This is a genomic window from Methylobacter arcticus, from assembly GCF_050917435.1.
In the GTDB taxonomy this organism is placed as follows: Bacteria; Pseudomonadota; Gammaproteobacteria; order Methylococcales; family Methylomonadaceae; genus Methylobacter_A; species Methylobacter_A titanis.
The window spans coordinates 2,217,135-2,240,234 of the sequence record NZ_CP159583.1 but is presented as its reverse complement, the minus strand read 5'-3'; the positions used below and the strand labels follow the sequence as shown (position 1 = coordinate 2,240,234).

Sequence of the window (23,100 nt, the reverse complement as noted above, 5' to 3'; positions counted from 1 at the left end):
CAGTTGCTATTGATGGAGATTGGGAGGAGTTTTAACCCAACAGGCCATCAATGATGAGTTTAGCGCCTTGGCGTTCTGCTTATGCTTTCTTCTTGTGCTTTGATTCCATAGCCTTCGGAAGATTGCGGGCTATTGCCTCGACCAGGCCGTGAATATCTTCGGCAGAGAGATGTGTTGTTAACGTGAAGCGAACACCCGATTTCCGCCGGGATACTGCCGGATAAACCGCGTGGTTAGTGTAAAAGCCATCATCAAGCAGGGATTTGGCCATTTCACCGGCAACCTCGGGACGTCCCAATTTGACGAAAAAAATCGGCGACTGAGAACTATTTTCTACAGGTATATCGTAGGCTCTAAGCAGATGATTGCAGAAAGCAATGCGATCTTTCAGCTCCCGTTGCAGGCGATTAATCTCGGGTGACAGATGGATGCGGGCCGAGGCAATAGCTGCGCCCAGCATGGGGGGTTGGATAGGGCCTGAAAAAATCATCGGCCCGCCGCAGTTTTTAACCTGTCGATGCATCTGTGCATTCGGAAAAATAAGCGCCCCGCCTCCGGCCGCGTAAGCCTTGCACAAGGATGTCGCCACCACCATCCGTTCTTGAATGGGCAGGCAGTCGAGCACATAACCCCGGCCATGTTTGCCGGTCCAACTCATGCCGTGGGCATCGTCAAAATACAGATGCAGCTGCTCGTAGTGATTTAGTAACTTGCCTAATTCCTTGACCGGAGCCAGATCGCCAAACATGCTGTAAACGCCATCGGTCAGATACCAGACATGGCGATACTGTTTGCTCAGGGCGTCGATTCGTTCCTCAAGCAATTCCAGGTTACCGTGAACCAGCGTTTCGACCGGAACGCCTTCGGCCTGCACCAGTTTGGCCGCTGTTTGGAGGCTGCTGTGGGCCATCTGGTCGATGAGTATCACATCGCCTTTTTCAATGAGTACCGGCAAGGCGGCGATATGGCCTAATGTCGTGGTCGGGGTCGCCAGCACCTGACCTTAGAATAATTCGTCAAGCAGGTGTTCCAGTTCGGTATAAGGCGTTGCCGATAGATAGGCTCTCGATATGGCGAACTGGGTGCCGTATCGAGTCACGGCGTCAATGGTTCCTTGCTTGAGTCGGTGATCCAGTTCCAGTCCCAGGTAACTGCACAAAGCAAAATTCAGCACATGCCTGTTGTTTAAACAGATAGTGCGTCCGTTGAAAGCTTCGTCTTCAGTTGTACGCTGCACCAATCCATGGCTCAGGCCCATATCGACTATGCTGTCAATAGAGTTTGTCCAGTCTGATTGAGGTTTCATAAATATTCCTGATGGGATTGTCGTTTTACCCTTAGGTAAAAGTAGAGATGAGGGCTGAAAAACTGAATGATGTCGGAGTAATATAGCTTTTATAACTTAACCATAACTTAATGACTAAAGCTGGGGTTTTTAAAAACGAGAATAGCTGTTGGGTTCAGAACTTAACGGCCAACCCATTTGGAAAATCAATGTCGGCATTTTCTGCTTGTCATATTGATGTAATAAAGCTGTCATATTATTATTACATTCTAATATTCTGATCAGAACATTACATGTCAAACCTGCGCAATGAACTCACTAAAATACTCAATGGCAAGCAATTAACGCCTCATTTCCAGCCTATTGTTTCTTTATCGCAAAAGAAAATAATGGGTTACGAAGCCTTAATTCGTGGGCCTTCCGATAGTCCATTACACAGTCCGTTTAACTTGTTTGGTACGGCTGAACGTTTTGATTTAAGCACAAAACTCGAATATATCTGCCGGGAATTGACGATAAAACGTTACGCGGAGTTAGCTATTAAAGAGAAGCTGTTTATTAATGTAAGCCCTTCTGTACTATTACAACCTGACTTCAAAAAAGGAGAAACACTTAAACTCCTGGATCAATTCGGTGTTGATCCCCGTTCTGTCGTTATTGAAGTAACAGAACACCAACCTACCGACGATTTTCAATTAATGCTTGAGGCGGTTACCCATTACAGAAAAATGGGCTTTGAAATAGCCATTGACGATCTGGGTGCGGGTTATTCGGGATTAAGACTCTGGTCGGAGTTACAGCCTGAATATGTCAAAATAGACATGCATTTTATTCAGGGTATCCATAACGATCCCATCAAACTTAATTTTGTTCGTTCCATTCAAAAAATTGCTCGGTCACTCAATTGCAACGTTATTGCTGAAGGCATCGAAACGGAAGATGAATACAAGGCTGTAGAACAACTGGGTATTACTCATGCTCAGGGCTATTATTTTTCCCGGCCAACGGCCATTCCTTTAGAAAAAGTCGACAAATCATTATTTATTGTCAGCAGCCAACCCATTCAATTTAACGCTATTAAAGCCGCTCATATCGCTAAATTTATCATGCCGGTTTCAGCAGAAACCCCGATCAGTGAGGTGATGAATTTGTTTCATAGTGATGGTGATTTAATCATATTGCCTTTGGTTGATGACAACGAGGCTTCAGGGATCATTTTTCGTGACCATTTTTTATTCAAATTATTTTCCAATCGCTATGGCATCGAATTGTATGGAAAAAAACCGATAAAATCGTTCATAGAAAAAATGCCGTTAAGTTTCGATCAAAACACCCCCATTGAATTAGTCAGCAAGCAGCTGACCTCAACCATGCGCAATGATCAGGCTTTTATTATTACCAATGACGACGAATATATCGGCATAGGGACGGTCTTGAATCTGCTTAAAGAAATTACCCGCCAGCAAATCCATAATGCCAAACACGCTAACCCTCTTACCTTGTTGCCGGGTAGCGTTCCTATCAATGAACAGGTCAATCAATTGCTGGCGGCCAAAACACCTTTCAGTTTCGGCTACTTTGATCTTGATCACTTCAAACCATTTAATGATGTGTACAGCTACAGTGCCGGCGACGATATTATTAAAGCCGTTGCCGATATCTTGACGCATTATATTCCCGCAGAAAGCGGTGTGGTCGGTCACATAGGTGGGGATGATTTTATCGTCATTTTCCTGGGTAATGACTGGTTAAAGTGCTGTGAAAATATTCTGTATGCCTTTAAAACAACCGTTCCCAATTATTACAAAGATGAAGATACAAAAACAGGCGGTATTTATACTGAAAACAGGGCAGGGGAGAAATGTTTTTTTCCTATGATTAGCCTGTCGGTAGGCTTGGTAGATCCCGATTCAACCAGCCAGTGTCAATCCCATGTTGATATAGCCGATTTAGCCTCCGAAGCTAAAAAGCAGGCCAAAAAGATTGAAGGCAACAGTTTCTTTATTCATCATCGAATAGCGACAAAAAACCAGAAAAACCTTTACCATTTTGTGAATCAGTCCGGCGCAAAACTGCATGCGGTTCATTAATCCTTAAAACAGATACCCTAACTTTTCTCGTTCCCATACGAAATTATGGAAACGAGAAAAAAACACGTCAGCAGGATCTTAAAATGTTTGGTTATATCAGTTTCAAAGTGCGCATATTGCTCGGTTTTCTTGCCATTATCAGTTTGATGATAGGCATTGTTGCCGTAGGTTTATTTAATTTTTCTCAAACTCAGCGTGACGTGGCGAAAGTGGATGAGACTTTTTTGCCCAATGCACTGCTGGCAGAGCGAATGGCGGTTTATACCGTACAAGTACAACAACTTCTCATTCAAGCTTCAATCAGTCAGGATCCAGAGGCTTATCAGGATGCGGAAAGAGCAGCCGAAGACTTTAAGCTGGGCGTGGCTCAGTTTCGTGAGCGTCTGGCCGGGGAAAATCCGGTAAAAAAAACAACAGAATTGGCGACCACTAAAAAAGACCACGCGACAACGCTGGATAACGTCGCTTCGCTGGAAGTCAAAATGAAAGAATTGGCCTCACTTGAGGCGGGCTTCGACTGGTACTACCGCGAAGGCCAGCGCATGGCTACTGTTTATGCTGCCGAGGGAGTTGAGGCAGGTAATTTGGTTCTGAAAGATTTCAATAAATTGGCGAAAAACTTACGGACGCAACTGAATCGGATTAAAAATCAGGGGGTGAACGACGCCAAAAATAACGCTCATGCCATCACCGAATCAACCAAGCGTGCGTCTATGATCATGCTGATTATATCGTTGGCCGGTATCAGTCTGGGTTTAGGCATTGCCATCTACTTAACACGTTATCTAGACAAGCGCTTGGGCATCGACCCTTACTTTGCAAAAGGGATTGCCATGGAAATTGCCGCAGGCAATTTAACCCGGGATATTCAGGTTAACGAGAAAGACACCAGCAGTTTGTTATATGCGATGAAACACATGCAGCAACAATTGCTGGAACGCATCACGACAGAGCGCAAAGCGGCTGACGAAATCCTGCGCGTCAAGATTGCGCTCGACAACGTCAGCACCGGCGTAATGATTGCCGATAACGGCCGCAACATCATTTATGCCAATCAAAAAGTGATCGATATACTCGACAAGACCGAAATGGACGTCAGTCGGCAGCGTAGCGGTGTGTCAAAACTCTCGATTGAACATCTGGTCGGCACCCATATCGATGATTTTCATGCAAACCCAACAGCTCAGGCAAGCCTGCTGACCGCCTTAACCGGCACCCATGAAGCCAGCATGATGGTGGGCGGACGTTCGATGGTGGTGATCGCCAATCCGGTTATCAACGAGCAAGGCCAGCGACTGGGCACGGTAGCCGAATGGCACGACCGCACCGACGAGGTAAAGGCGGAGAATGAAGTCGCCATCATTGTGGAAGCCGCTGCCAGAGGCGACTTCAGTATGCGTTTCGATCTGGAAGGCAAGGAAGGTTTTTTACGTCACCTGGGGGCCGATATCAACCAGCTCATGCAAACCAGCGAAACCAGCCTCAATGAAGTCGTGCGCGTTCTTAATGCACTGTCCCGTGGCGACCTGACCGAAACCATCAGCAATGACTATTCCGGTATCTTTGGGCAACTTAAAGACGACTCCAATACCACCGTAGAAAAACTTAAAACTATTATCAGCCAAATCAAGGATGCTGCTGCCGGTATTGATACCGGGACGCAAGAAATCGCTTCAGGCAACAACAACCTGTCGTACCGCACCGAACAGCAAGCCGCCAGCCTGGAACAGACCGCCGCCAGCATGGAACAGCTGACCTCCGCCGTGCAGCATAATGCCAAAAACGCGCAACAAGCCAATCAGCTCGCCGTTGATGCCACGGTTATCGCGGGCAAAGGTGTTGACGTGATCGGCCAGGTGGTGATGACGATGAATGACATCAACGAATCTTCAAGAAAAATCGGTGACATTATCTCGGTGATCGACGACATCGCTTTTCAAACCAATATCCTTGCCCTCAACGCCGCGGTAGAAGCCGCCCGCGCCGGCGAACAAGGCCGGGGCTTTGCCGTTGTTGCCGTGGAAGTGCGCAATCTTGCGCAACGCGCAGCGACGGCTGCCGGAGAAATCAAAAACCTGATTAGTGATTCGGTAGATAAAGTCTCAGGAGGCAGCAAGCTGGTTACCCAGGCAGGACTGACCATGGAAGAAATTGTCGCCTCCATCCGTGGCGTTACCGATATGATGGCCGAAATTTCCGCCGCCTCGGCAGAACAAAGTTCCGGCATCGAACAGGTTAATCAAGCTATCGCCCAAATGGACGATGTAACCCAACAGAATGCCGCCCTGGTAGAGCAAGCGGCAGCGGCAGCGGAATCTCTGGAAGAGCAGGCGCAAAATCTGGTCGTCACAGTGAGCGGTTTTAAGGTCGATGATAGTTCAGCCGGTTCTTACCGGCTTATTCTGCATTCGACAACACCCGCAATCAGGCACTCAATATCGCCAGTGACAGCCGGTTTCGACGATTGGGAGGCATTTTAGGCGTTTTTTATTTTTGCCGGGGATAGCTTGAGCGGGATAATTCAGTATACTTGGTCGCATCAAATATGATGAATCGGTAGGAGGATTTATGAAGCGCACAATTTTATTTACGGTATTGTTGGCCTTGAGCGCTTTTGCAATCACCGGTTGCAAGCAGGAAAAAAAAACGGCAAAAACGAGTCTAGCTGCGGTAAAAAAATATGCCCAAGCGACTGCTTTAGAGGGTGTGGTCAGCAATGATACCGGTGTGATCAAAACCGGCACGGTGGAAGTGAGCGATGAAAACGGTCGCTTAATTACCCAAGTGGCTGTGGACAAGGGTCATTACCGCGTGGAAGTTCCAGCCAATACGGTTTTACCCATTCTGTTGACATTTTCTTCGGAGTCGGGTACGGATAAATTAGTCGCCGCAGTTATTCATAACACGATTACGAAATATGAGATTAACCCGGCAACGACGGCGATTGCCAAAGCGGCAAAAGCGATGGGCGGTTATACGCATGCCAATATGATTCGTGCGGCGGACAGTTCCGTGCATGCTCCCGATGCCAACAAAACTACAACCGGTTGGCGCGGTGATCCGACTACGCAATACGGCGGTTGGCATTAAGGGAGTTTTGAATGAGCCCTTTGTCCGTTCAGTAGAGGCTGTGCAAGTATTAGCTAAATTAAGCTGAGAAAATATTAACCACGGAGAACACGGAGAAAATAACAGCATTAATTGAATGCATTAAAAACTTCGCACTCTCTGTGGTTATTTTGGTATTTTTTTAAAACGAATGCACGGTAAAATGCCGTCCCATTGCATCAATTTTTCATCACCCGCAGCACCATCGCAATATGCGCCAGTTCGGCAACCGTCGATACCTTCAGTTTGCCTCTTATTTGGGTGCCGTAATTGGCGACGGTTTTATAGCCCAGACAAAGTTCATCGGCGATTTTATGCGCGGTTAAGCCTTTCGCCAGCAGCAAAAACACATCGAATTCTCTGGCGGACAAGCTATTTATAATGGCCTGATAATCGGTTTCGCTATTTTGCAGAGTCAGGTTTTTGATCAAGCCCCGTTCTATATAAATTTCGCCTGCGGCTATTTTTTGTATCGCAGTCACCAGAATTCCGGGAGCGCTGTTTTTGGTGATATAGCCTTTCGCACCGGCCTTCATGGCTCTGTCTACATAAACCATTTCATCGTGTACGCTAAATACCAGTATCTTGGCGTTGTTGTCGCGGTTGCAGATGCGGCGTATGCTTTCCAGTCCGCCGATGCCGGGCATGGATAAATCCAGCACCATCACATCCGGTTGTTGTTCCAGATACAACTGGCAGGCCGCCTCGCCCCGATCGGCTTCGGCGATCACGTCAATATCGGCTTCGGTCGATAATAGCATCCGAAAACCTGCGCGTACCACCGCATGGTCGTCGACCAGAATGACTTTGATTTTATCTTTCATGACAGCGGAATGGTTGCGATGATACTCATGCCTTGTTGCGGCTGAGTCTGTATGGCGAGTTCGCCGCCCAGGCTGTTGATTCTTTCCCGCATGCCCAATAAGCCGAAACCGGTTTTAATCCTGTCGACAGCGCAGCCTTGCCCGTCGTCGGTTACCTGTAGCCGTAGTGCCGTCGCTGTTTCGGCCCGATGTTCGATTTCCAGGCTGATGGAGGCTTGGCTCGCCTGCGCATGGCGGACAATATTGGTCAGGCATTCCTGCACGACTCTAAATAGTTGGATGGTGATTTTTTGCTCCAGGTCATCGACTTCGTCAGGGCAGGCGATGGTAAGTGTTAACTCGGGATTTCTGATCGCCCAGTGATTTAACAAATCTTCCATTGTTGCTTTCAAGCCCAGTTCGGTTAATACCAGGGGATGCAGTTGATGCATCATGGAGCGCACCACGGTCATCAGATGATCGCAGATGCTGATAATGGAGTCGGTTGCCTGCTTGATGCCCGCACTCGTTCCCACAGCTCCGGCTTGGGAACGCCCGGCAGTGACTGCCATGACTTTAATGGCAGTCAGCGATTGTCCCAGTTCGTCATGTAATTCCTGCGACAGTCGTTGGCGCTCGTCTTCCTGTATTTCCAGGGTATGCTGGGTTAATGCCCGGTTTTCCTGTCGGCTGGCATTCAGTTCGCCGGTCATGTGATTGATGGCTTTGGCGATGCTGTCATATTCCTGGATTGAAAAATCCGGCAGTTTTTGGCCGTACTGCCCGGTTTCAATGGCTTTTAGCCCGTCAACAATGATAGCGATGGATTTAAGGGCTTTGTTGAAAGCCAGGTTGACAGCCAAAAAGGTAACCAGTGTCAGCAGAAAAAGCGAGCTGAAAAAAGCGATACTTTCTTCCCAGACCTCTGTTATTTCATCCAAGGGGTTGGCCTGGACAATCAGCGTCAGTTGTTTGCCGCCCGAGGTGGTTATTGGGTGTTCTGCTTTGGGGTGCTCGCCTTCGACCAGTTTGATAAACCATTGCGGCGGCGTTTCTTTATGACTGATTTGCTGGTTTTTATGGGTAACGCTGATGGTTTCGCCTGAGGGCACTTTCAGTTGAATGTTTAAATGCCGGGTTTTATTCAGTGCATTAAATTGAGGCAACCAGGCGGTTTCATTAAATGGGGCTTGCGAAAAGCCGAAAGTGATCAGTTGCACGGCCAGATTGATCGATGAATTGACTTCTTTATTCACCGCATCGCGTGCCTGCCAGATAGCTATCGAGCTACCCAGTATCAGAATGCACAGGGAAGAGATTAAAATACGTAGGTTGATTTGGTAGCGCAGACTCATTAGGTTTAAAAACTCGACAGGTGCAACATCGGGCTGATGGCTTGCAAAAATGCATCATTATTCGTTTTTATAGTCTTATGCGCTATAGGAAAAATTCTTTTTTTTCTGTAGCGCCGAGTTTCTGCTTAAAAAATAGATTCTTAGGTCAACTCGCCACGTCTGAATTCCAATGGTAGCTAATGGTAATGGCAGCTATCGCCAATACTGCCAGTTGCCAGATATAGCCATCTAAATAAGCAACGCAAACAGTGATAAGGCCTAGAAATAACCCGGTAAAAATACCTCTCCACCCTGTTTGTATGCCGTCCAGATAAGTCGTTAACGCCAGTATTAACAGCACGATTAAACCGGCTTCTTCATGGAAGATTCTTCCTGAACTGTGGTAAGCATAAACGACAATGGCCGCACCTAAGCCGCCTGTCCAATGCAGCAGTCGACTGGTGAGCGCCTTGAGATTATCGCCGTGTTGTTTGAACTGATAATAGTCGGGAGCGATAGCGATAGCGGTAAACAAGAACATCATGGCAAACCAATAATCGTGGCTGGTATGCCGATAGCTATAGCCAATGTAGGCGCCGAGCAGCGACAAAAGTAAGCGTAGCGTAAAAAGATTATGGGTTGAGAGCAGGTTTTGTTTGTTCATTTACAGTACTCAAGATGATAGATAACTAATGGTAGTTGCCGGCTTCCAATCTCCAGATCGGGAGCCTTTGAGCCGACGCTCTCGGCAACCGCTCCTGCATTCATGCAGTCGCAGTTTCGCGTACTCGGGAAGCTGGAGCTTCCCTTACCGAATTCCCAAGTTAGAGCTTGGGAACTAGCGAACGCTCCCTGGCGAAAAATCGGCGAAATTTATACACCTTAGGCAGATAGACCAGGCTTAACAGCAGCAATGCCAATAAGGCCGGTTGCTGGCGAATATCGGCCTGTACAATTTTTTCAGTCGCCAGTTTCGGGTTTTGTAAAGCTTGGCTAAGGTTTTTTAAGTCGGTTAAGCGGGCGTAACTTAAGCCGGATTCTGCGCCGAGTTTTTCCAAATAGGTTTCGTGCAAGGCGGTTAAATGCTCGTTGCCGGTGGCGGCTTCGCTGCCGAATGGGGCATTGCGCGCGTTGTAGCCTTTGATTTGCGACGGGTCCAGATTCGATTGTCCGAACGAAGAACGGTGCGGCACATCGTCTGGGTTATAAAATCCGGTTTGCTTGCCTTGACTGTCAAACTTGGGGATAGGTACGGCTTGCAAGCCGCCCACGCCGATAATCATGCCTTTCGCCTGTCCCTTTACGGATGAAAAATCAGCTTGGTAATTGGGATTAACCGGCGGGGCTTCCTGTCCGTCGGTTATAAAAATTACCGAACTGTCGCTTTTTTGCAGCATTTCAAGCGTGCTCAGCAAGCCTTTGGCAATATTGCTGTCCGCCGCCCAGGCCATGCGCCAGTCGATTTTGCTGATGGCGGTGTCGATTTCCGTATAAGCCGAACAAACTTCCAGCGGTTCGAATAATAAAGTTGAGCGTCTTTCGGTGAACAGGCCCAGTCCGACTTTGGATTCGCAAGGCAGGTCTCGCAGCAATTCGCGTAAGGTTTGTTTAACAAAATGCAGACGGCTGACGGCCTGGTTATCTTGTTGGTAGTCGGTTGCATTCATGCTGCGGGTAATATCGATAATAAAGGTGTAGTTATAAGTTGGACTTTTTTGTTGCTTACTGGGGTGCATGAACAGCACCAGCATGGCGATCAGCGCCAGCAGCAAGTACCCGATTCGATAATCTTTTAATGTCTGGTTCATCGTTTTCTTGTTCTATTGGCTGCATGCCGGTATGCAGACCTTCCAGGTTTTAAAAACCTGGAAGGTCTAACTCGCAATGTTCTCAGCAGGCGGGACGGGGTTTGCGTCTTCGTGGTAAAAAAATCCTCCGTCATACACAAAATCAAGGCAAGCCACGCGGGAACCCCGGCACTGTCGTCCACAACTGCGATTTCCGGTTTGTCGGGCTGTCGTCAGGTAGGTCGACCCTGTCCATTTCCGGCAATAAGCGCATGGCGACTTCAAGGTTGTATTTGGCATCCCAGTCGCCGCTGTCCAATGCCAATGCCTGCCGATAGGCCTGTTTTGCCAATCCCGCCAAGGGCAGGGCTTCATTGATATTCATGGCTTTTACCTGCTGCACCGCTTGCTCCAGATACAGGTTACCGAGGTTATAACGCGCTTTGGCTTGGAAGTTTCGGTCGCCTTTATCCATAATCAGGCTGAGGGTCGATAAGGCCTCATCGTAGCGGTGTTTTCGCTTGAAATAAAAAGCCCGCGCCAGTCTCAGTTCCGGTTCGCCGCTGATCACTTTATTAACGGCCACATCCTTGCCCGAAATCAATTGCCGAGTTAAGTCATTGTCGCGGTGGATGCCGTACAACGCGCCGGCACTGTAAACGAAAGCCGCTAAACTGACCGCCAATGCGGTCCACAGGGTGATATGCCTGATTGTTCTAATCATGGTTTGACCATTAACGCGCGAATAAATTCGCGCCCACAGATATTTGTTATCATCGTTCGACCTCACAAAATTTAACGCCGAATAGAACCAGCAGCAAGAAGGCCGCTACGCTGTAGCAGACTGCCGACAAGTCCTGTTTGGGGATGCGTTCGAAATAGTGCATCGGCAGGTTTTCCAGCTGGTTGATGTCGGCAATCGCCTGTTTTAACGCATCGGGGCTTTCCGCTTCATAAGCCTGATAGGGACTGCCCAGCCCCAGAAAAAACTTGTGCAGATACAGTTCGGGCATGGCTTGGGCGTTGTCGTCCCGGCTGTCTTCAGGCTGATCGAAAATGCCGGGGCTGCCTGCGGTGCGCAGGAAAATCCAGTACAGACGGACTTGCTGCTGTTTAAACCAAAGCCGCAATTTCTGTTCGCTGTCGTGATCGATCGCCGCCGCGCCGTCCGAAACCAGCAGCACGATACGCGAGCCGGTGACCGGTTGTTGTTCGAAAAACGAGATGGCCATCCCCAAGCCTTTGCTGACATGAGTAAAACCCAGCGCCGGTGTCGCGGTCGCTGCAATCGCCGCCTGCACCGCGTTTTTGTTTTCGGTCAGCGGCATCACAAACAACGGCGAAGTGCTGTATTCCGCAACCCCGATCAAGTCGGTTTGCCGTTGTTTGACAAAATCGGTCAATAAGCGCCGCGCTGCTGTGGCCTTGGATTCCTCGGCAATTGCTCCATGCATTGCTCTACCTCCGGCATCCTTGCCGTCGTCTACACCGTTCGGTGCGCGTCCGGCAAAACTGTTATCCATACTGCTGCTGCGATCCAGCAATAACACGATATGCGCGCCGTGACCGATACGCTCCCGGCGTTGTTCGGTGCGATGCAGGCCTGCCATGCCCAGCACTAATCCGGCGATGGCCGCCATTGCGCACAGCCGCAAGCAACAGACGATAAAAACCGACAGCGTGTCACGAGGTATCAACGCCGTCCACGGCGCTGGGCTGGAACGCATACCGTTATTGAACATCGGCAATAGGGCGAGTAACAGGCCAGTCAAAGCCCAAGGGGTATCGACCGCCCAATTCATCGACTGCCCCGTTCGATTTTTCGGCAGCGCTCGCAGAAGTCTTTTAGTTGTTGCAAATCCTGCGCTACCGCAATCATGCCGTCAGAAAAAAAATAACGATTGGAGTAGTTGAAAAACCAAGCCAATTCGGAACTTATTTGAAGATACTGCGGGTTACTCCGGTAAAAATCACTCAACCAGTCAGAAAACAGGGGCTGTCCGTTGAGGCTGTTCAAGGCGTGATGGACAAGGGTCAATGCTTGCTCCATGTCGGCTTTAGATAACCCCGCCAGTTTTCGTAATACCTGCTTGAACACCGTGCGTCGCAGCCTATTGGGAAAGTAACCGTATAGGTAACCCAAATAGGCCGCTATCAGCACGGCAACGGTCAGACTGACAGCCAAGCCGTACAAAGCCTGGGTGTTCGCCAATAACGACGGCGGACTGTCGGGGCGCATGTATTCGCCCTGTTCGGTTTGGCGTACCACCAATTCTCTCAGTGGGGACAGGGTAAAAGACCAGGCGGGGACGCTTTTGCCGACATTTTTTTCACCTTGGCTGAGCTGAACGGTAAAGCCGGGCAGGGTTAACGATTTAACCTCCAGCGGCGCGTAAAAAACCTGGTACAGCAAGTCGATTTGATAACGCTGACCGCTTTGTTTAACCGTGATTTGGTTCAGGTTCAGCCAGCGATTGATTTGTCCTTTGGCGGGTAAGCTGCCGGTTTGTAAGCTGATACCCGAACGGGTTTCGATGACAATGCGCTGGGGAATTTCATCGCCGTTAACGTAACCGAACGGGCGGGGCGTTTCGACCTTAAAGTAACTGACCGGCTCGTCAATAGAGCTGGAACAGCCCAGCAGTGACAACACCATGATTAACACAATTCTCATGCGGCCCTCTGCTGTAAATGACGATTAATGGTTTGGGCGCTGTAGCGTTCGGTAATAAACAAGGGCTCGCTGCCAAAGGCCCTGAACATGTGTTTCAGGTCGTGTTGGCGCTGCCGGTAGGCGGCCATTATTTTTTGCCGTAATGCCGGACGCATGAACAGCGTACGGTTCGCATTGTTTTCCATGTCCTGAAAAGAAATGAGGCCCCAGTTGGGCAAAGTGGCGTATTCGTCCTGATTCCACAACACCAACGGGATGACATCGTGACCTTGCAATGAACCTAACACGGCGCGCAAATGAGGGAGCGGAAAATGGCAGTCGGATAATAAAAACACCAGCGAACGCTGGACGGACAGATAGGCTGCGGCGTTTTGCAGTCCGATTGCGCTGCCGGTAAAGGTCAGGCGTTCCAGTTGTTTTGCCAGTGCCGACACCCTGCCCGAGTGTTGGCAGGCGGGAAGCAACCAGCGCTGCTCGATACGCTCGGTGCAGCCGATAAAGCCGAATTTATCGCCGTAACCGAATGCCGAATTGGCAGCGGTATGCAAAAACCGGAGCAGGGTTTGTTGTTTATCGGCATAGCCCATCGATACCGACATATCGGCAATCAGATAGACGTTGACGGAGCTTTGCTGCTGATAGACGCGTACCCGGTACGACGAAAACGGGTCGAGTACGCTGGCGCGCAAGTCTATACGTCTGGGGTCGGGGCTGGCAATCAGCGGTTCGTGGCGCTTGAACAGCTGTCCGGCGCCGATCATTTGTCCGGGATGCGCTCCCGGATAAACGGAACTTGATTGCCAGGGTAAGCGATAATGTAGCGTTTCGGTCATGGGTTTTTACGGTATTTTTCTTGTTTTACGCGTCAAGGTGGATGCCGTTAAGTTTGTCCTCGTTCCCACGCAGCGCGTGGGAACGAGAGTGGTGTTGTCGGGTTACGTTGCACTAACCCGACCTACATTTAAGGCGCGGCCACCTGGTTCAAAATCCCCTTGATCAATTCGGGTAACAGTTGTTCTTTTCTATAGGCATACATCGGGTTTAAAAACAGTCGATGGGTCATGCAGACTGGGAAAACCGCTTGTAAATCTTCCGGCAATACATGATCCCGACGTTCCAGCCAAGCGCGGGTTTTGGCGGCGCGGATCAAGTAACTCATGCCGCGCGGACTGGCGCCGGCCATTAACAATTGCGGCATTTCGACATCGGTTAATTGAACGCCGTATTGTTGCGGCTGATGCGTGGCTTTCCATAAACTCAGCGCGTAAGCATGGAGTTTAGGGCTGGTTTGTATGCATTGCTGTAGCGTTTGCGCCAACTCATTAAGCCGGTAGTAAATGCCGGTGTTAGCGACTCCTGCAACAAGTTGGTCGGTATCATGAAAACGGGGATTAAACATCAGCTCATCCAGCTCAGTATCTCCTCTGGGCATATCGATGTTGATTTCCATCATAAAGCGGTCTTTGGCGGCGGCGGGCAGCTCGAAGGTTTCTTCCTTCTCGATGCGGTTGCGGTCGGCAAAAACCTGGATGTGCGGGAAATGATAGTCGCGGTTAAAGGCGTTGATGCTGCGTTCCGCCATTGCCCTTAACAGCAAGGCATGGACTTGCGGGCGGGCGCGATTGATTTCGTTGAAGAAGAAGGTGGCGAGTGTGTCGCCGTGTTTCAGCAAAGGTCCAGGATCGACGCACGGACGGCCTTCGCTGTTTAAATAGGTGTAATAAATCAAGTCGGCGGGCATCAGGTCGATAGTGCCTTCAATCCGTTGATAATCGCCGCCCAAGCCTTGAGCAACCGCTCTTAGTAGCGTGGTTTTGCCGACGCCGACATTGCCTTCCAGCAACACATGGCCTCGGGTAAATACGGCCAGGATAATATGCCTGACCGCAAGCTGTAGGCCGATAACGGTTTGATTGATTTGTTGTTCAAACTGCAACGCTTGCTCGCGCCAGTCGGTAAGTTGGATGTCTGTGTTCATTAGCTATATAAAAACATGTGTGCCGGAATTGCAGTGTTTCCCTGCTATATTTGCGAGACCATTACTGCCATTCATTGTGGGCGCGAATTTATTCGCGCGGAGATTAAAAACGCGAATAAATTCGCGCCCACAACATCTATTTCTGGCTGATTCTGGCTGATCACCAAAAAAAGGGGGGCATAAGATGCAAACAGACTCATAAGGGGACGAAAGGTTGGAATGCATTTATGCCCAAAACAAATCATTACTCGATGTCGTCTACGTCAAAAACAAATTTGCCGGTCTTGGCCAGATTTTCCTGGCGAATTTTGTTGCGTTCTTCCATTTCTACAATCGATTGCGCTTGTTTATTGAGTTCATTGACATCGTGTTTCGGGTCGTACTTGCTGCCGGCCACTTTTTCAGGATAGCCCGGCTTGGGTTCCCAACAAACTCCCGGTTCGCTGCAATTTTGGCCGTCGTAAGCGCTAACCGTATAGGACATTACTGCCAGCATTAAACCTGCATTCATTAAAAACATTTTTTTCATGGGTTGTTCCTCTCTATTTTTTTAACCACTTGGCTTTTTTCGGATCGCCTTTATAGATGTCGCGTATCCAGGACATAATCAACAGCATTTCATCGGTTGATAGATTGACGTATTGCGGCCCCATCATGCCGTTGGCGCCGCCAAACAAGATTTCAAATAAACCTTGGTCTTTAGTAGCAGACGGATATGTCCAGTAATCATCGGCCAGTCCCGGCCCTAATTTTCCTTCGGCTTCATGACCGTGACAGCCGGAGCAGGCCGGTAAATAAAGGTCATGACCTTTTTGTACGGCTTCTTTATCGCCGTTATAAGGATTCTTGCCGGTCTCCTTAAATTGCTTGAAAACGGCCTCGTTGCCGCCCGATTTGGCAACGCTCATATCCAGCGGTGCGCCGGTAATGGTATTGCGAAAGGTTATTTCTGCTACAGCCGTCGAGCTAATCAGCGTAAGGATGACAGCGGCTACGGCCAATAATTTTTTTCTGTTCATGGTTAAGACCTGTTTCTTTATGATGTTTCAGGAGCATCGGGTTCATCAACTAATGGAATACCTTCATCTTCCAGCACCTCGGTTATTTCATCCCGGTTGTCTTCAATAACCTTGTTCAACTGAGCCAGTAAGGTTGGATCGTTTTTTCTAACAGCCATTGAGGTACTGTAATGAGAGCCGACTTTTTGACCATCGGCCCGTACGTTATCATCGGGAATCAGCGTTATCAGCAGCGGTGTGGTCGATGATTTGACATAACGTGCAGCAGCGGGTCCCCAAAGGGCGGCAATCTCGGCATGACCTGATGAAATTTCGCTGACCAGTTTCGAGGACTCGTATTTGATATACTGGTTGCGTTTGGATTTAAAGCCCACTAGTTCCTGAGAATAATTGAACATGTCGTTATAACGCCCGATAGCCCGCATCATCACCTCCGGCGGGGTGCCGGGTACAACAGCGATGCGTTTTGCTTTGCGTAACGCCGCGCTATCCCAGTTTTCCAACTCCAGGTTATCGGCTTCGCGCGAGATGAAGACATAGCCGGAACGGTAATAAGGCTGAGTGGTTAACACTCTGGGATCGCCTTTATCAACGCCCATTGCTACATCGCACAGTCCTTTATCCAGCGTGTCGCGGATGTAGTAACGCGGGTCGGTCCAGGTAACGTATTCGATTTTTCTACCTAAGGCCTTACCGACCAATTCGGCCAGTTTGTTCTCAAAGCCTTCGCCTGCCTTATTGGAGTAAGGCATTTCGTTTTCCGCAGCGCAGACCTTTAGTGGTTTGCTTTGTTCAGCCTTGGCCTGGGATATTGCTAAGCTGGTTCCCAAACACAAAGCCGTTATGATCAACTTGTTTGTGTGCATATTTATTCTCATTTAATGCCGATTTAAATAGGTGCGGATAAATCCGCACCTGCATGTGGTTTTAATAGCCTAATGCGAAGACCATCACGCCACCGCCTTGTTGCGTGTAGTGGGCCAGTTCTTTAAACGCACCGACTGCGCCCAAACCTGCGGTAGGATCCTGCAAGTCGAACACTAAACCGACGCCGGGCCAGCCGCCGACACCGTAGTAAATCGCCACATATTGCTTGCCTTTATGGCCGAAGGTAACCGGATGGCCGATAACACCGGAAGGCAGTTTGAATTTCCACAATTCTTTGCCATCCCGGGAATCCAGCGCTTTGATGTGACCGTCCAAGGTGCCGTAGAAAACCAGGTCGCCCGCTGTCGCTGTAGTGCCGCCCCATACCGCAAATTTTTCCTGGATTTCCCATTCGAATTTGCCGGTAACGCCATTCATCGCTTTAACTTGGCCCAAGGTGCCTTTAGGCCCCGGATACATGTTCAGCGTCGCGCCGACAAAGAACTGACCGGCGCGGTAAGGCAGCATGAACGGTTCCCAGTCCATGCAGATATGGTTGGTGCCCATGAAGAACAGTTTTTTGTTAGGATCGTAAGATTCGATGCCCTGGTTGTGGTAACCCATTGCGGATGGACAAATGCCCTTGGCTTCATGGTCCATGTGGGTCGAAAACTCAGGATCGCGAACCGGCATGCCGGTTTTTAGATCGACTTTTTTGACCCAGTTGACGGTATCGTCGATTTTAAACGCGTTGACCAAGTCGCCGTTTTCGCGGTTCAGGGTATAAACCAGGCCGTTGCGGTCGGGATGGGTCAGCAGTTTGGTCATTTTGCCGTCGACTAACTGCTCTGATAGGCCCATGTAGTTGACGCCGGCGTAATCCCATTCGTCATGAGGCGTCTTCTGGTAACCGAATTTCGCTTCGCCGGTATTGATGTCGCGGCCCCAGATGGTCATCGTCCATTTGTTGTCGCCGGGACGCATGGTTTCATTCCACGGCGCGGGGTTGCCCGAGCCGTAATAGAGCATGTCCAGGTCGGGATCGAACGCATACCAGCCCCAGTTGGTGCCGCCGCCGATTTTCCAGGCATCGCCTTCCCAGGTTTTAAGGCCCAAGCCGAATTGTCCGTAATGGGGATTGTGGCTGTTGAAATCTTTCGCGAGTTTTATATCGGCATCAGGGCCGGTCGCGTAAACCCGCCAGGCTTGTTTGCCGTCTTTAATGTTATAGGCGGTGGCATAACCTCTTACGCCCAGTTCCGCGCCTGAGCTGCCGACTATCACCAGGTCTTTGGCGACAAACGGCGCGATGGTTAGCGTAGAACCCATCGCAATATCGGAATTTTCCATTTTCCACAACAACTCGCCGGTCTTGGCATTTAAGGCAACGACATGGCCGTCCAGTTGATTCTGGAAAATAGTCGCAGGATAACCGTCACCGGCAGGCGCATAAGCCAAGCCCCTGTTGACCACGTCGCAACAGGCTACGGCGCGGGCAGCCGGATTTTGTTTGGGCTTGTGTTCCCATAAAATCTTGCCCGGCTCATCCAGATCAATGGCAAAAATATTGTTAGGGTAGGGCGTATGCACATACATAATTCCGTCGATAACCAGCGGTCCGCCTTCATGCCCGTTCAAAACCCCGGTGGAAAACGACCAGACCGGCTGTAGATGCTGAACGTTGTGGGTGTTAATCTGGGTCATGTCACTAAAGTGACTGGCACTGTAGTCTTTGGTCTGCATGACCCAGTTAGTGTCCTCTTTCGACAGTCTATCCAAGGCTTTATTAGCCTGTGTCGGCATCGAAGCTGTCAATAAGGCACCGCTACAAACAGCTGACGCGACAGCGGTGCGGGTGAATTTGGAAATCCGCATAGTTCCTCCAGGGTTATGATTGTTATACTTATAAAAGCTAAAAGCCCAGTCCGTGCATATCAATAAAGTTTCTGTATGACAACCAGCTCACTTGATCAAAACGTTTGCCCTGCTTCATTGAGATGCAGGACTAAGCAGGCGCTCATAGTACGGGAGACATTACTTGCAGCGTTACGGAATAAACCCAAAAATCAGCGGGAAAAATCCCGAAAATGGACAAGAAAACTTCCTTTGCTGTGTGACGGGATAGAACAGGAAAAGCTCCTATCGATTTAGCGTTTATAAACAGGCATGATGTCTGTTTTGATGCGTTTTTGGAGTAAAAGCAATGGCAATGGCGGGTAAGATTAGTGTGTTATTGGTCGATGATCATGCTGTGGTGCGGACAGGTTACAAAGCCTATCTTTCCTTATCCGATAAAATCGGGCAGATTTATGAGGCGGATAGAGGCGAAACGGCTTGTCAAATGTACAACCAACACCATCCGGATGTTGTCGTGGTGGACTTATCGATGCCGGGGATAGGCGGTTTTGAGAGCATCAGAAGACTGATCAATCGTGATCCGCACTGTAAAATTCTGGTATTCAGCATTCACAATGAGCTGGTCTATGTGACGCGGGCGCTTGCGGCCGGAGCCAAGGGCTATATCACCAAAAGCAGTGTGCCTGAAACGCTGGTTACAGCGGTGTATAAAATAGCCTGGGGCGGTACTTATGTCGATCCTGAAATTGCCCAGCAACTGGCTGTTTCTATGATAGGTGAGCAGGACGAAGCGGAAAAAATCAAACTGCTTTCCCCCAGGGAGTTCGATGTATTCTGTCTCTTGGCGAATGGCTATACCGCTCGAAAAGCGGCCGAAAAGCTGTGTTTGAGTTATAAAACCGTCTGTAATCACGGCACTGTCATTAAGGAAAAAATGGGCGCAGAAACGCTGGCTGAACTGACCTTGCTGGCAAGTCGGCAAGGTCTTATTGAAGCGCGCGAAAATTAACGGATAAAAAAGGCGAAGGGGCGAAAAACATCTGTCTTTATTTGCCTTTCGCCTATAATATTTTTTAGTTTTCCAGCTTTTGTTTTAGCCCCGTCAAACCGTTCTTAAAAAACGCATTCATGGCTTTAACTGCTGCCGCATCATTCAGGCTTTCAGGTGGAGTGTTGCCGGTATCGCCACGGTAGAAACGGCTTTTCAGGGTAACCATGCTGGTATTGGCATCGTCCCCTACTGTTACCTGAAGGTTGGTGGTGTAAGAACTGACCGGAAATGCCGTTACATTTTCGGTTTTAAGCCGGTAATTGTATTCATGATCTTTGTCGCTGTAATAATCCAGGCTTTCTACCAGTTGCCCGTCATTTTTCAGAGTAAGGGTTCTAATACCGTCAGAAGCGTTTTTTCCATCACCTGAACTGGCTTTGACATCGGGATGCCAGCTTGCAATGGCATCAAATTGCTTGATTACATTCCAGACGGCATCGACAGAAGCATTAATCGTGATGCTTTCTTTGGCTTTTTGTGGGGTTGGTCCGTGAGCAAGAGAAGTAACGGGGAACAATAGGAAACTCAATAATAGTAAGGGTAAGCGGTTCATATCAGTAATGTCATTAATTAAAATGGTTCATTATTCATAAATCTGAGTAAAAGGTATTGAGTGATTTTCCTGATAATGGTCGGGAATCTTTCATTTTTTACCAAAAAAGTCCGTAAAGCCCCTTCCTTTAGGTGGGGGATGTAAGGATGACCTTGATTTATTTTGTGTGTTCATCTATCATTTTCTCCGTTGGGTGCGTTGTTGCTGCGTATCTTCTGCCATCAGGTTCACACTGAGATGGCGTGAAGTAAGACGGCTTTCAGAGTCGTCCCCTTCGGGCATGGAGGGCTGTACTAAGGAATCCCCTTGTTTTACTGGGGGTGGATGTCGATGAGCCCTGAACGAAAAACTAATAGCCCTACCTGATTACCCATAATCCTCAGCCATCTTCAGTAGCCGCATAGGCATAGGTGGCGTTCTGGCTGCAACGTAACATAGGCGGGGCAGCATATCCTCAAGGACAAATCGCCGATTGAAGCGATAACAAAACTCTGCCAAATAGCGTGGAAGGTGTTTGTGATTGATAGCGTGATACGCCCCGTCAATCGACCTTTTGACATTACCTATCATGGTGTTTACCCAAGTGAAAGACTCCAGTGAGACACATTCAGGGCCGCCACCGGTTACGATGTAGGTGTGCTGGCATCCTGTATCCTTAACAGCGGCGAAGCAGGCCAGTCCGTCCGAGACCACGTGACTGTCGGTGCTAAGGTGGCGCTTAGCCCAACGAGCGATTTCTTTGGAGCGGAACCCCTTGACCACAGTCATGCTCATGGCAATAGGATGCCCTTTTTCGTTGACCGACACCGCCGCCACAAAAGGTGTTTTGTTGGGGGAACCCCGTCCACGCTTGCCTCCCCGGTGTTCGCCGCCCCAATACACGTCATCCAGCTGGATGACGCCGGATAATAGCTTACTATCATCACGCTCCTTCATTACCTGCATCAGCTTCTGTTTGATGCTCCAGGCGGTATTGTATGAAACACCCAATTGGCGGCGCAGTGAAAGGGCAGAAACGCCAGTTTTTGCCTGTGTGGTCAAGTGGATCGCGAGAAACCAAATCGTTAACGGGAGTTTCGTCGCAGAAAAAATGGTACCACTAATGAGGGAATGTTGATGGTGGCAGCGATTGCACTGATAAACCGCTCGTGTTTTCAGGGTGCAGTAGCTTTGCCCGCCGCATTCAGGACAAACATAGCCTTGAGGCCAGCGCCACTGAAACAAGGCTTTTCGGCATTGATCTTCACTCCCATAATTTTTCATGAACTCGCCTAGGCTATAGCCTTTTTGAAATTGAACTTTGTTTTTCATGACGTTATCCCATTTATATGTAGATACTGCATATGTAGATACTGTCAGTATAGACATTTTTGTAACATTGGCTGTTCTTTATGGGTAATCAGGTAGCCCTAAAGTGTCATTCTTCTAAAATTTAAAAGATGGCTAAAATTTATAGTTGACAGGAGTCCGGGTAAAAAGCATAATAAGCGTCTCAGTACGGCGCCTGTAGCTCAGCTGGATAGAGTACTCGGCTACGAACCGAGCGGTCGGGAGTTCGAATCTCTCCAGGCGCACCACACTGAAAAAGTTTATTCCCCTGTAGCTCAGTCGGTAGAGCGGATGACTGTTAATCATTAGGTCGGCGGTTCGAGCCCGTCCGGGGGAGCCAAGTAAATTAAAGCCCTACATGAAAATGTAGGGCTTTTTTTATGCCTGACGATTAGGAAAAGCCTATTTAGTCCGGGTTTTTTATATCAATCGAAGTTTCAGACCACCACGAGCCGTAATTTCTTCAGCCCATGACTGGTAAAAAGTGCTAAGTCAACATATCCTGTCAACAGAGCAATACGCTGCCTACGCTTAATGGTATCTCATTCCGAGCTGCCTATACCACGGATGAGTCAGGCACGAATTAATAACTGATGTTATGCAGGTAAACCAAAAATCAATACCTTACAAAATAAAAAATGGCCGTAATAGAGCAATACAGGAGTAGCGTAGCGGTGTGTTGAAAGAAGGTAAAGGCGCCGAATTTAGGCGTGCATGGAGAATAATCAAATCATGATAATAAAATGCAGGGCTGCAGATTATGGATAAGAGTAATATGACGAAAACTGAAGAACGAAGACGTTTTTTTCGCATTGATGATGAAGTTAATCTGTTTTACACAAAAATAGATGAGAAACAGGTGACCGAACCGCACCATGTGCCTGATAATATTTTGAATAGCTGTTCATTGTCTACCGCTCTTGAAATAGTGTCGCAAGACTCGGCAACACTGTTGCTCAGGTTGGAAAAAATCCTACCGGATGTGGCGGATTACTTAAGGTTAGTTGAGACTAAAATTGATCTTCTTGCCCAGGCCATCATGATGCAGGGCCATCAATTTAAGAAGAATGACGCCCGTAACGTTAATATCAGTGCATCCGGCATAGCTTTTAATTGTGAGGAAATGCTTAAAGAAGGCGATTATCTGGAAATTAAGATGCTACTGGTATCCAGTATGGCGGTCATTGTCACTTACGCCAAAGTTATTTTTTGCAAAAAGGGTCAAACTAACGATAGTCAATTTTCTTATTTTGTTGGCGTTGATTTTTTCAATATGAAAGAGGACGATAGAGAGCTGCTGATTAAGTATGTGGTCAAAAAACAATTGAAACAGATCAGGGATAAGCAATAGATGACTAATAAAGT

At 48.6% G+C, this 23,100-nt stretch carries 22 protein-coding genes and 2 tRNA genes; 7 read left to right on the top strand and 17 right to left on the bottom strand.

Features of this window, described 5'->3' with window-relative positions; genetic code table 11:
• Positions 1 to 79: 79 nt before the first annotated feature.
• The gene (locus ABXJ76_RS10700; protein WP_432740468.1) at positions 80 to 997 is read right to left on the bottom strand and encodes an aminotransferase class I/II-fold pyridoxal phosphate-dependent enzyme; all 918 of its coding nucleotides are present in this window, start codon (positions 995 to 997) and stop codon (positions 80 to 82) included.
• 6 nt (positions 998 to 1,003) lie between these two features.
• On the bottom strand, positions 1,004 to 1,306 hold the full coding sequence (locus ABXJ76_RS10695) for a hypothetical protein (RefSeq protein WP_432740467.1): 303 nt from the start codon (positions 1,304 to 1,306) through the stop codon (positions 1,004 to 1,006).
• 272 nt (positions 1,307 to 1,578) lie between these two features.
• Between ABXJ76_RS10695 and ABXJ76_RS10690 the strand changes: the two genes are divergently transcribed.
• From ABXJ76_RS10690 to ABXJ76_RS10680, 3 genes are all read left to right on the top strand, one after another.
• Positions 1,579 to 3,375: a GGDEF domain-containing protein gene (locus tag ABXJ76_RS10690; protein ID WP_432740466.1), complete on the top strand. Its 1,797-nt coding sequence runs from the start codon at positions 1,579 to 1,581 to the stop codon at positions 3,373 to 3,375.
• Positions 3,376 to 3,458: 83 nt separating this feature from the next.
• Complete coding sequence (locus ABXJ76_RS10685) at positions 3,459 to 5,855, top strand: methyl-accepting chemotaxis protein (RefSeq protein WP_432740464.1); 2,397 nt, start codon at positions 3,459 to 3,461, stop codon at positions 5,853 to 5,855.
• 88 nt (positions 5,856 to 5,943) lie between these two features.
• On the top strand, positions 5,944 to 6,465 hold the full coding sequence (locus tag ABXJ76_RS10680; protein WP_432740462.1) for a hypothetical protein: 522 nt from the start codon (positions 5,944 to 5,946) through the stop codon (positions 6,463 to 6,465).
• Between the two features lie 197 nt (positions 6,466 to 6,662).
• On the opposite strand, the gene ABXJ76_RS10675 is transcribed toward ABXJ76_RS10680, so the two are convergent.
• From ABXJ76_RS10675 to ABXJ76_RS10615, 13 genes are all read right to left on the bottom strand, one after another.
• Positions 6,663 to 7,307, bottom strand: coding sequence for a response regulator (locus ABXJ76_RS10675; protein WP_432740460.1), 645 nt, complete (start codon positions 7,305 to 7,307; stop codon positions 6,663 to 6,665).
• Complete coding sequence (locus ABXJ76_RS10670) at positions 7,304 to 8,641, bottom strand: ATP-binding protein (protein WP_432740458.1); 1,338 nt, start codon at positions 8,639 to 8,641, stop codon at positions 7,304 to 7,306. Before ABXJ76_RS10670 ends, ABXJ76_RS10675 begins: the two co-directional genes overlap by 4 nt.
• A gap of 145 nt (positions 8,642 to 8,786) precedes the next feature.
• Positions 8,787 to 9,284: a hypothetical protein gene (locus ABXJ76_RS10665; protein WP_432740456.1), complete on the bottom strand. Its 498-nt coding sequence runs from the start codon at positions 9,282 to 9,284 to the stop codon at positions 8,787 to 8,789.
• Between the two features lie 160 nt (positions 9,285 to 9,444).
• Positions 9,445 to 10,428 carry a vWA domain-containing protein gene (locus ABXJ76_RS10660; RefSeq protein ID WP_432740454.1) on the bottom strand — a complete coding sequence of 328 codons (984 nt, stop codon included), beginning with the start codon at positions 10,426 to 10,428 and terminating at the stop codon, positions 9,445 to 9,447.
• A 142-nt stretch (positions 10,429 to 10,570) separates the two neighbouring features.
• Positions 10,571 to 11,131, bottom strand: coding sequence for an MxaK protein (locus ABXJ76_RS10655; RefSeq protein ID WP_432740452.1), 561 nt, complete (start codon positions 11,129 to 11,131; stop codon positions 10,571 to 10,573).
• Between the two features lie 49 nt (positions 11,132 to 11,180).
• Complete coding sequence (locus tag ABXJ76_RS10650) at positions 11,181 to 12,209, bottom strand: vWA domain-containing protein (RefSeq protein WP_432740451.1); 1,029 nt, start codon at positions 12,207 to 12,209, stop codon at positions 11,181 to 11,183.
• Positions 12,206 to 13,081 (bottom strand): nonribosomal peptide synthetase MxaA, encoded by an 876-nt coding sequence (locus ABXJ76_RS10645; protein ID WP_432740450.1) that lies wholly within the window; start codon positions 13,079 to 13,081, stop codon positions 12,206 to 12,208. The genes ABXJ76_RS10650 and ABXJ76_RS10645 overlap by 4 nt, the downstream gene beginning before the upstream one ends.
• A complete protein-coding gene (locus ABXJ76_RS10640; RefSeq protein ID WP_432740448.1) occupies positions 13,078 to 13,914 on the bottom strand; it encodes a DUF58 domain-containing protein in 837 nt (278 codons plus the stop codon). The genes ABXJ76_RS10645 and ABXJ76_RS10640 overlap by 4 nt, the downstream gene beginning before the upstream one ends.
• Before the next feature lie 128 nt (positions 13,915 to 14,042).
• Positions 14,043 to 15,059 (bottom strand): AAA family ATPase, encoded by a 1,017-nt coding sequence (locus ABXJ76_RS10635; RefSeq protein WP_432740447.1) that lies wholly within the window; start codon positions 15,057 to 15,059, stop codon positions 14,043 to 14,045.
• Positions 15,060 to 15,303: 244 nt separating this feature from the next.
• The gene (locus tag ABXJ76_RS10630) at positions 15,304 to 15,588 is read right to left on the bottom strand and encodes a methanol dehydrogenase (RefSeq protein ID WP_340122536.1); all 285 of its coding nucleotides are present in this window, start codon (positions 15,586 to 15,588) and stop codon (positions 15,304 to 15,306) included.
• A 13-nt stretch (positions 15,589 to 15,601) separates the two neighbouring features.
• Positions 15,602 to 16,078 (bottom strand): cytochrome c(L), periplasmic, encoded by a 477-nt coding sequence (gene moxG / locus ABXJ76_RS10625; protein ID WP_432740446.1) that lies wholly within the window; start codon positions 16,076 to 16,078, stop codon positions 15,602 to 15,604.
• Between the two features lie 17 nt (positions 16,079 to 16,095).
• Complete coding sequence (moxJ, locus tag ABXJ76_RS10620) at positions 16,096 to 16,944, bottom strand: methanol oxidation system protein MoxJ (RefSeq protein WP_432740445.1); 849 nt, start codon at positions 16,942 to 16,944, stop codon at positions 16,096 to 16,098.
• A 61-nt stretch (positions 16,945 to 17,005) separates the two neighbouring features.
• A complete protein-coding gene (locus ABXJ76_RS10615) occupies positions 17,006 to 18,820 on the bottom strand; it encodes a methanol/ethanol family PQQ-dependent dehydrogenase (protein WP_432740444.1) in 1,815 nt (604 codons plus the stop codon).
• Between the two features lie 334 nt (positions 18,821 to 19,154).
• On the opposite strand from ABXJ76_RS10615, the gene ABXJ76_RS10610 reads away from it, so the two are divergent.
• A complete protein-coding gene (locus ABXJ76_RS10610) occupies positions 19,155 to 19,811 on the top strand; it encodes a response regulator (RefSeq protein ID WP_432746499.1) in 657 nt (218 codons plus the stop codon).
• Positions 19,812 to 19,875: 64 nt separating this feature from the next.
• Here the strand turns inward: ABXJ76_RS10610 and ABXJ76_RS10605 are convergent, their stop codons facing one another.
• Both ABXJ76_RS10605 and ABXJ76_RS10600 read right to left on the bottom strand, forming a co-directional pair.
• A complete protein-coding gene (locus tag ABXJ76_RS10605) occupies positions 19,876 to 20,406 on the bottom strand; it encodes an SRPBCC family protein (protein WP_432740443.1) in 531 nt (176 codons plus the stop codon).
• 366 nt (positions 20,407 to 20,772) lie between these two features.
• A complete protein-coding gene (locus ABXJ76_RS10600) occupies positions 20,773 to 21,717 on the bottom strand; it encodes an IS1595 family transposase (RefSeq protein WP_432740442.1) in 945 nt (314 codons plus the stop codon).
• 189 nt (positions 21,718 to 21,906) lie between these two features.
• On the opposite strand from ABXJ76_RS10600, the gene ABXJ76_RS10595 reads away from it, so the two are divergent.
• The 3 genes from ABXJ76_RS10595 (at position 21,907) to ABXJ76_RS10585 (ending at position 23,086) form a co-directional block, all read left to right on the top strand.
• Positions 21,907 to 21,983, top strand: a tRNA-Arg gene (locus tag ABXJ76_RS10595).
• Positions 21,984 to 21,999: 16 nt separating this feature from the next.
• Positions 22,000 to 22,075, top strand: a tRNA-Asn gene (locus ABXJ76_RS10590).
• Positions 22,076 to 22,510: 435 nt separating this feature from the next.
• On the top strand, positions 22,511 to 23,086 hold the full coding sequence (locus ABXJ76_RS10585; protein WP_432740440.1) for a PilZ domain-containing protein: 576 nt from the start codon (positions 22,511 to 22,513) through the stop codon (positions 23,084 to 23,086).
• The last annotated feature ends 14 nt before the right edge of the window (positions 23,087 to 23,100 follow it).

Bases quoted from the DNA above. Each gene is read 5' to 3' on its own strand.
- ABXJ76_RS10675 (WP_432740460.1), bottom strand. From the start codon at position 7,307: ATGAAAGATAAAATCAAAGTCATTCTGGTCGACGACCATGCGGTGGTA.
- ABXJ76_RS10670 (WP_432740458.1), bottom strand. From the start codon at position 8,641: ATGAGTCTGCGCTACCAAATCAACCTACGTATTTTAATCTCTTCCCTG.
- ABXJ76_RS10630 (WP_340122536.1), bottom strand. From the start codon at position 15,588: ATGAAAAAAATGTTTTTAATGAATGCAGGTTTAATGCTGGCAGTAATG.
- ABXJ76_RS10680 (WP_432740462.1), top strand. From the start codon at position 5,944: ATGAAGCGCACAATTTTATTTACGGTATTGTTGGCCTTGAGCGCTTTT.
- ABXJ76_RS10610 (WP_432746499.1), top strand. From the start codon at position 19,155: ATGGCGGGTAAGATTAGTGTGTTATTGGTCGATGATCATGCTGTGGTG.
- ABXJ76_RS10585 (WP_432740440.1), top strand. From the start codon at position 22,511: ATGACGAAAACTGAAGAACGAAGACGTTTTTTTCGCATTGATGATGAA.
- ABXJ76_RS10605 (WP_432740443.1), bottom strand. From the start codon at position 20,406: ATGAACCGCTTACCCTTACTATTATTGAGTTTCCTATTGTTCCCCGTT.
- ABXJ76_RS10640 (WP_432740448.1), bottom strand. From the start codon at position 13,914: ATGACCGAAACGCTACATTATCGCTTACCCTGGCAATCAAGTTCCGTT.
- ABXJ76_RS10660 (WP_432740454.1), bottom strand. From the start codon at position 10,428: ATGAACCAGACATTAAAAGATTATCGAATCGGGTACTTGCTGCTGGCG.
- ABXJ76_RS10635 (WP_432740447.1), bottom strand. From the start codon at position 15,059: ATGAACACAGACATCCAACTTACCGACTGGCGCGAGCAAGCGTTGCAG.
- ABXJ76_RS10650 (WP_432740451.1), bottom strand. From the start codon at position 12,209: ATGAATTGGGCGGTCGATACCCCTTGGGCTTTGACTGGCCTGTTACTC.
- ABXJ76_RS10645 (WP_432740450.1), bottom strand. From the start codon at position 13,081: ATGAGAATTGTGTTAATCATGGTGTTGTCACTGCTGGGCTGTTCCAGC.
- ABXJ76_RS10600 (WP_432740442.1), bottom strand. From the start codon at position 21,717: ATGAAAAACAAAGTTCAATTTCAAAAAGGCTATAGCCTAGGCGAGTTC.
- moxG (WP_432740446.1), bottom strand. From the start codon at position 16,078: ATGAACAGAAAAAAATTATTGGCCGTAGCCGCTGTCATCCTTACGCTG.
- ABXJ76_RS10655 (WP_432740452.1), bottom strand. From the start codon at position 11,131: ATGATTAGAACAATCAGGCATATCACCCTGTGGACCGCATTGGCGGTC.
- ABXJ76_RS10685 (WP_432740464.1), top strand. From the start codon at position 3,459: ATGTTTGGTTATATCAGTTTCAAAGTGCGCATATTGCTCGGTTTTCTT.
- ABXJ76_RS10665 (WP_432740456.1), bottom strand. From the start codon at position 9,284: ATGAACAAACAAAACCTGCTCTCAACCCATAATCTTTTTACGCTACGC.
- ABXJ76_RS10690 (WP_432740466.1), top strand. From the start codon at position 1,579: ATGTCAAACCTGCGCAATGAACTCACTAAAATACTCAATGGCAAGCAA.
- moxJ (WP_432740445.1), bottom strand. From the start codon at position 16,944: ATGCACACAAACAAGTTGATCATAACGGCTTTGTGTTTGGGAACCAGC.
- ABXJ76_RS10615 (WP_432740444.1), bottom strand. From the start codon at position 18,820: ATGCGGATTTCCAAATTCACCCGCACCGCTGTCGCGTCAGCTGTTTGT.
- ABXJ76_RS10695 (WP_432740467.1), bottom strand. From the start codon at position 1,306: ATGAAACCTCAATCAGACTGGACAAACTCTATTGACAGCATAGTCGAT.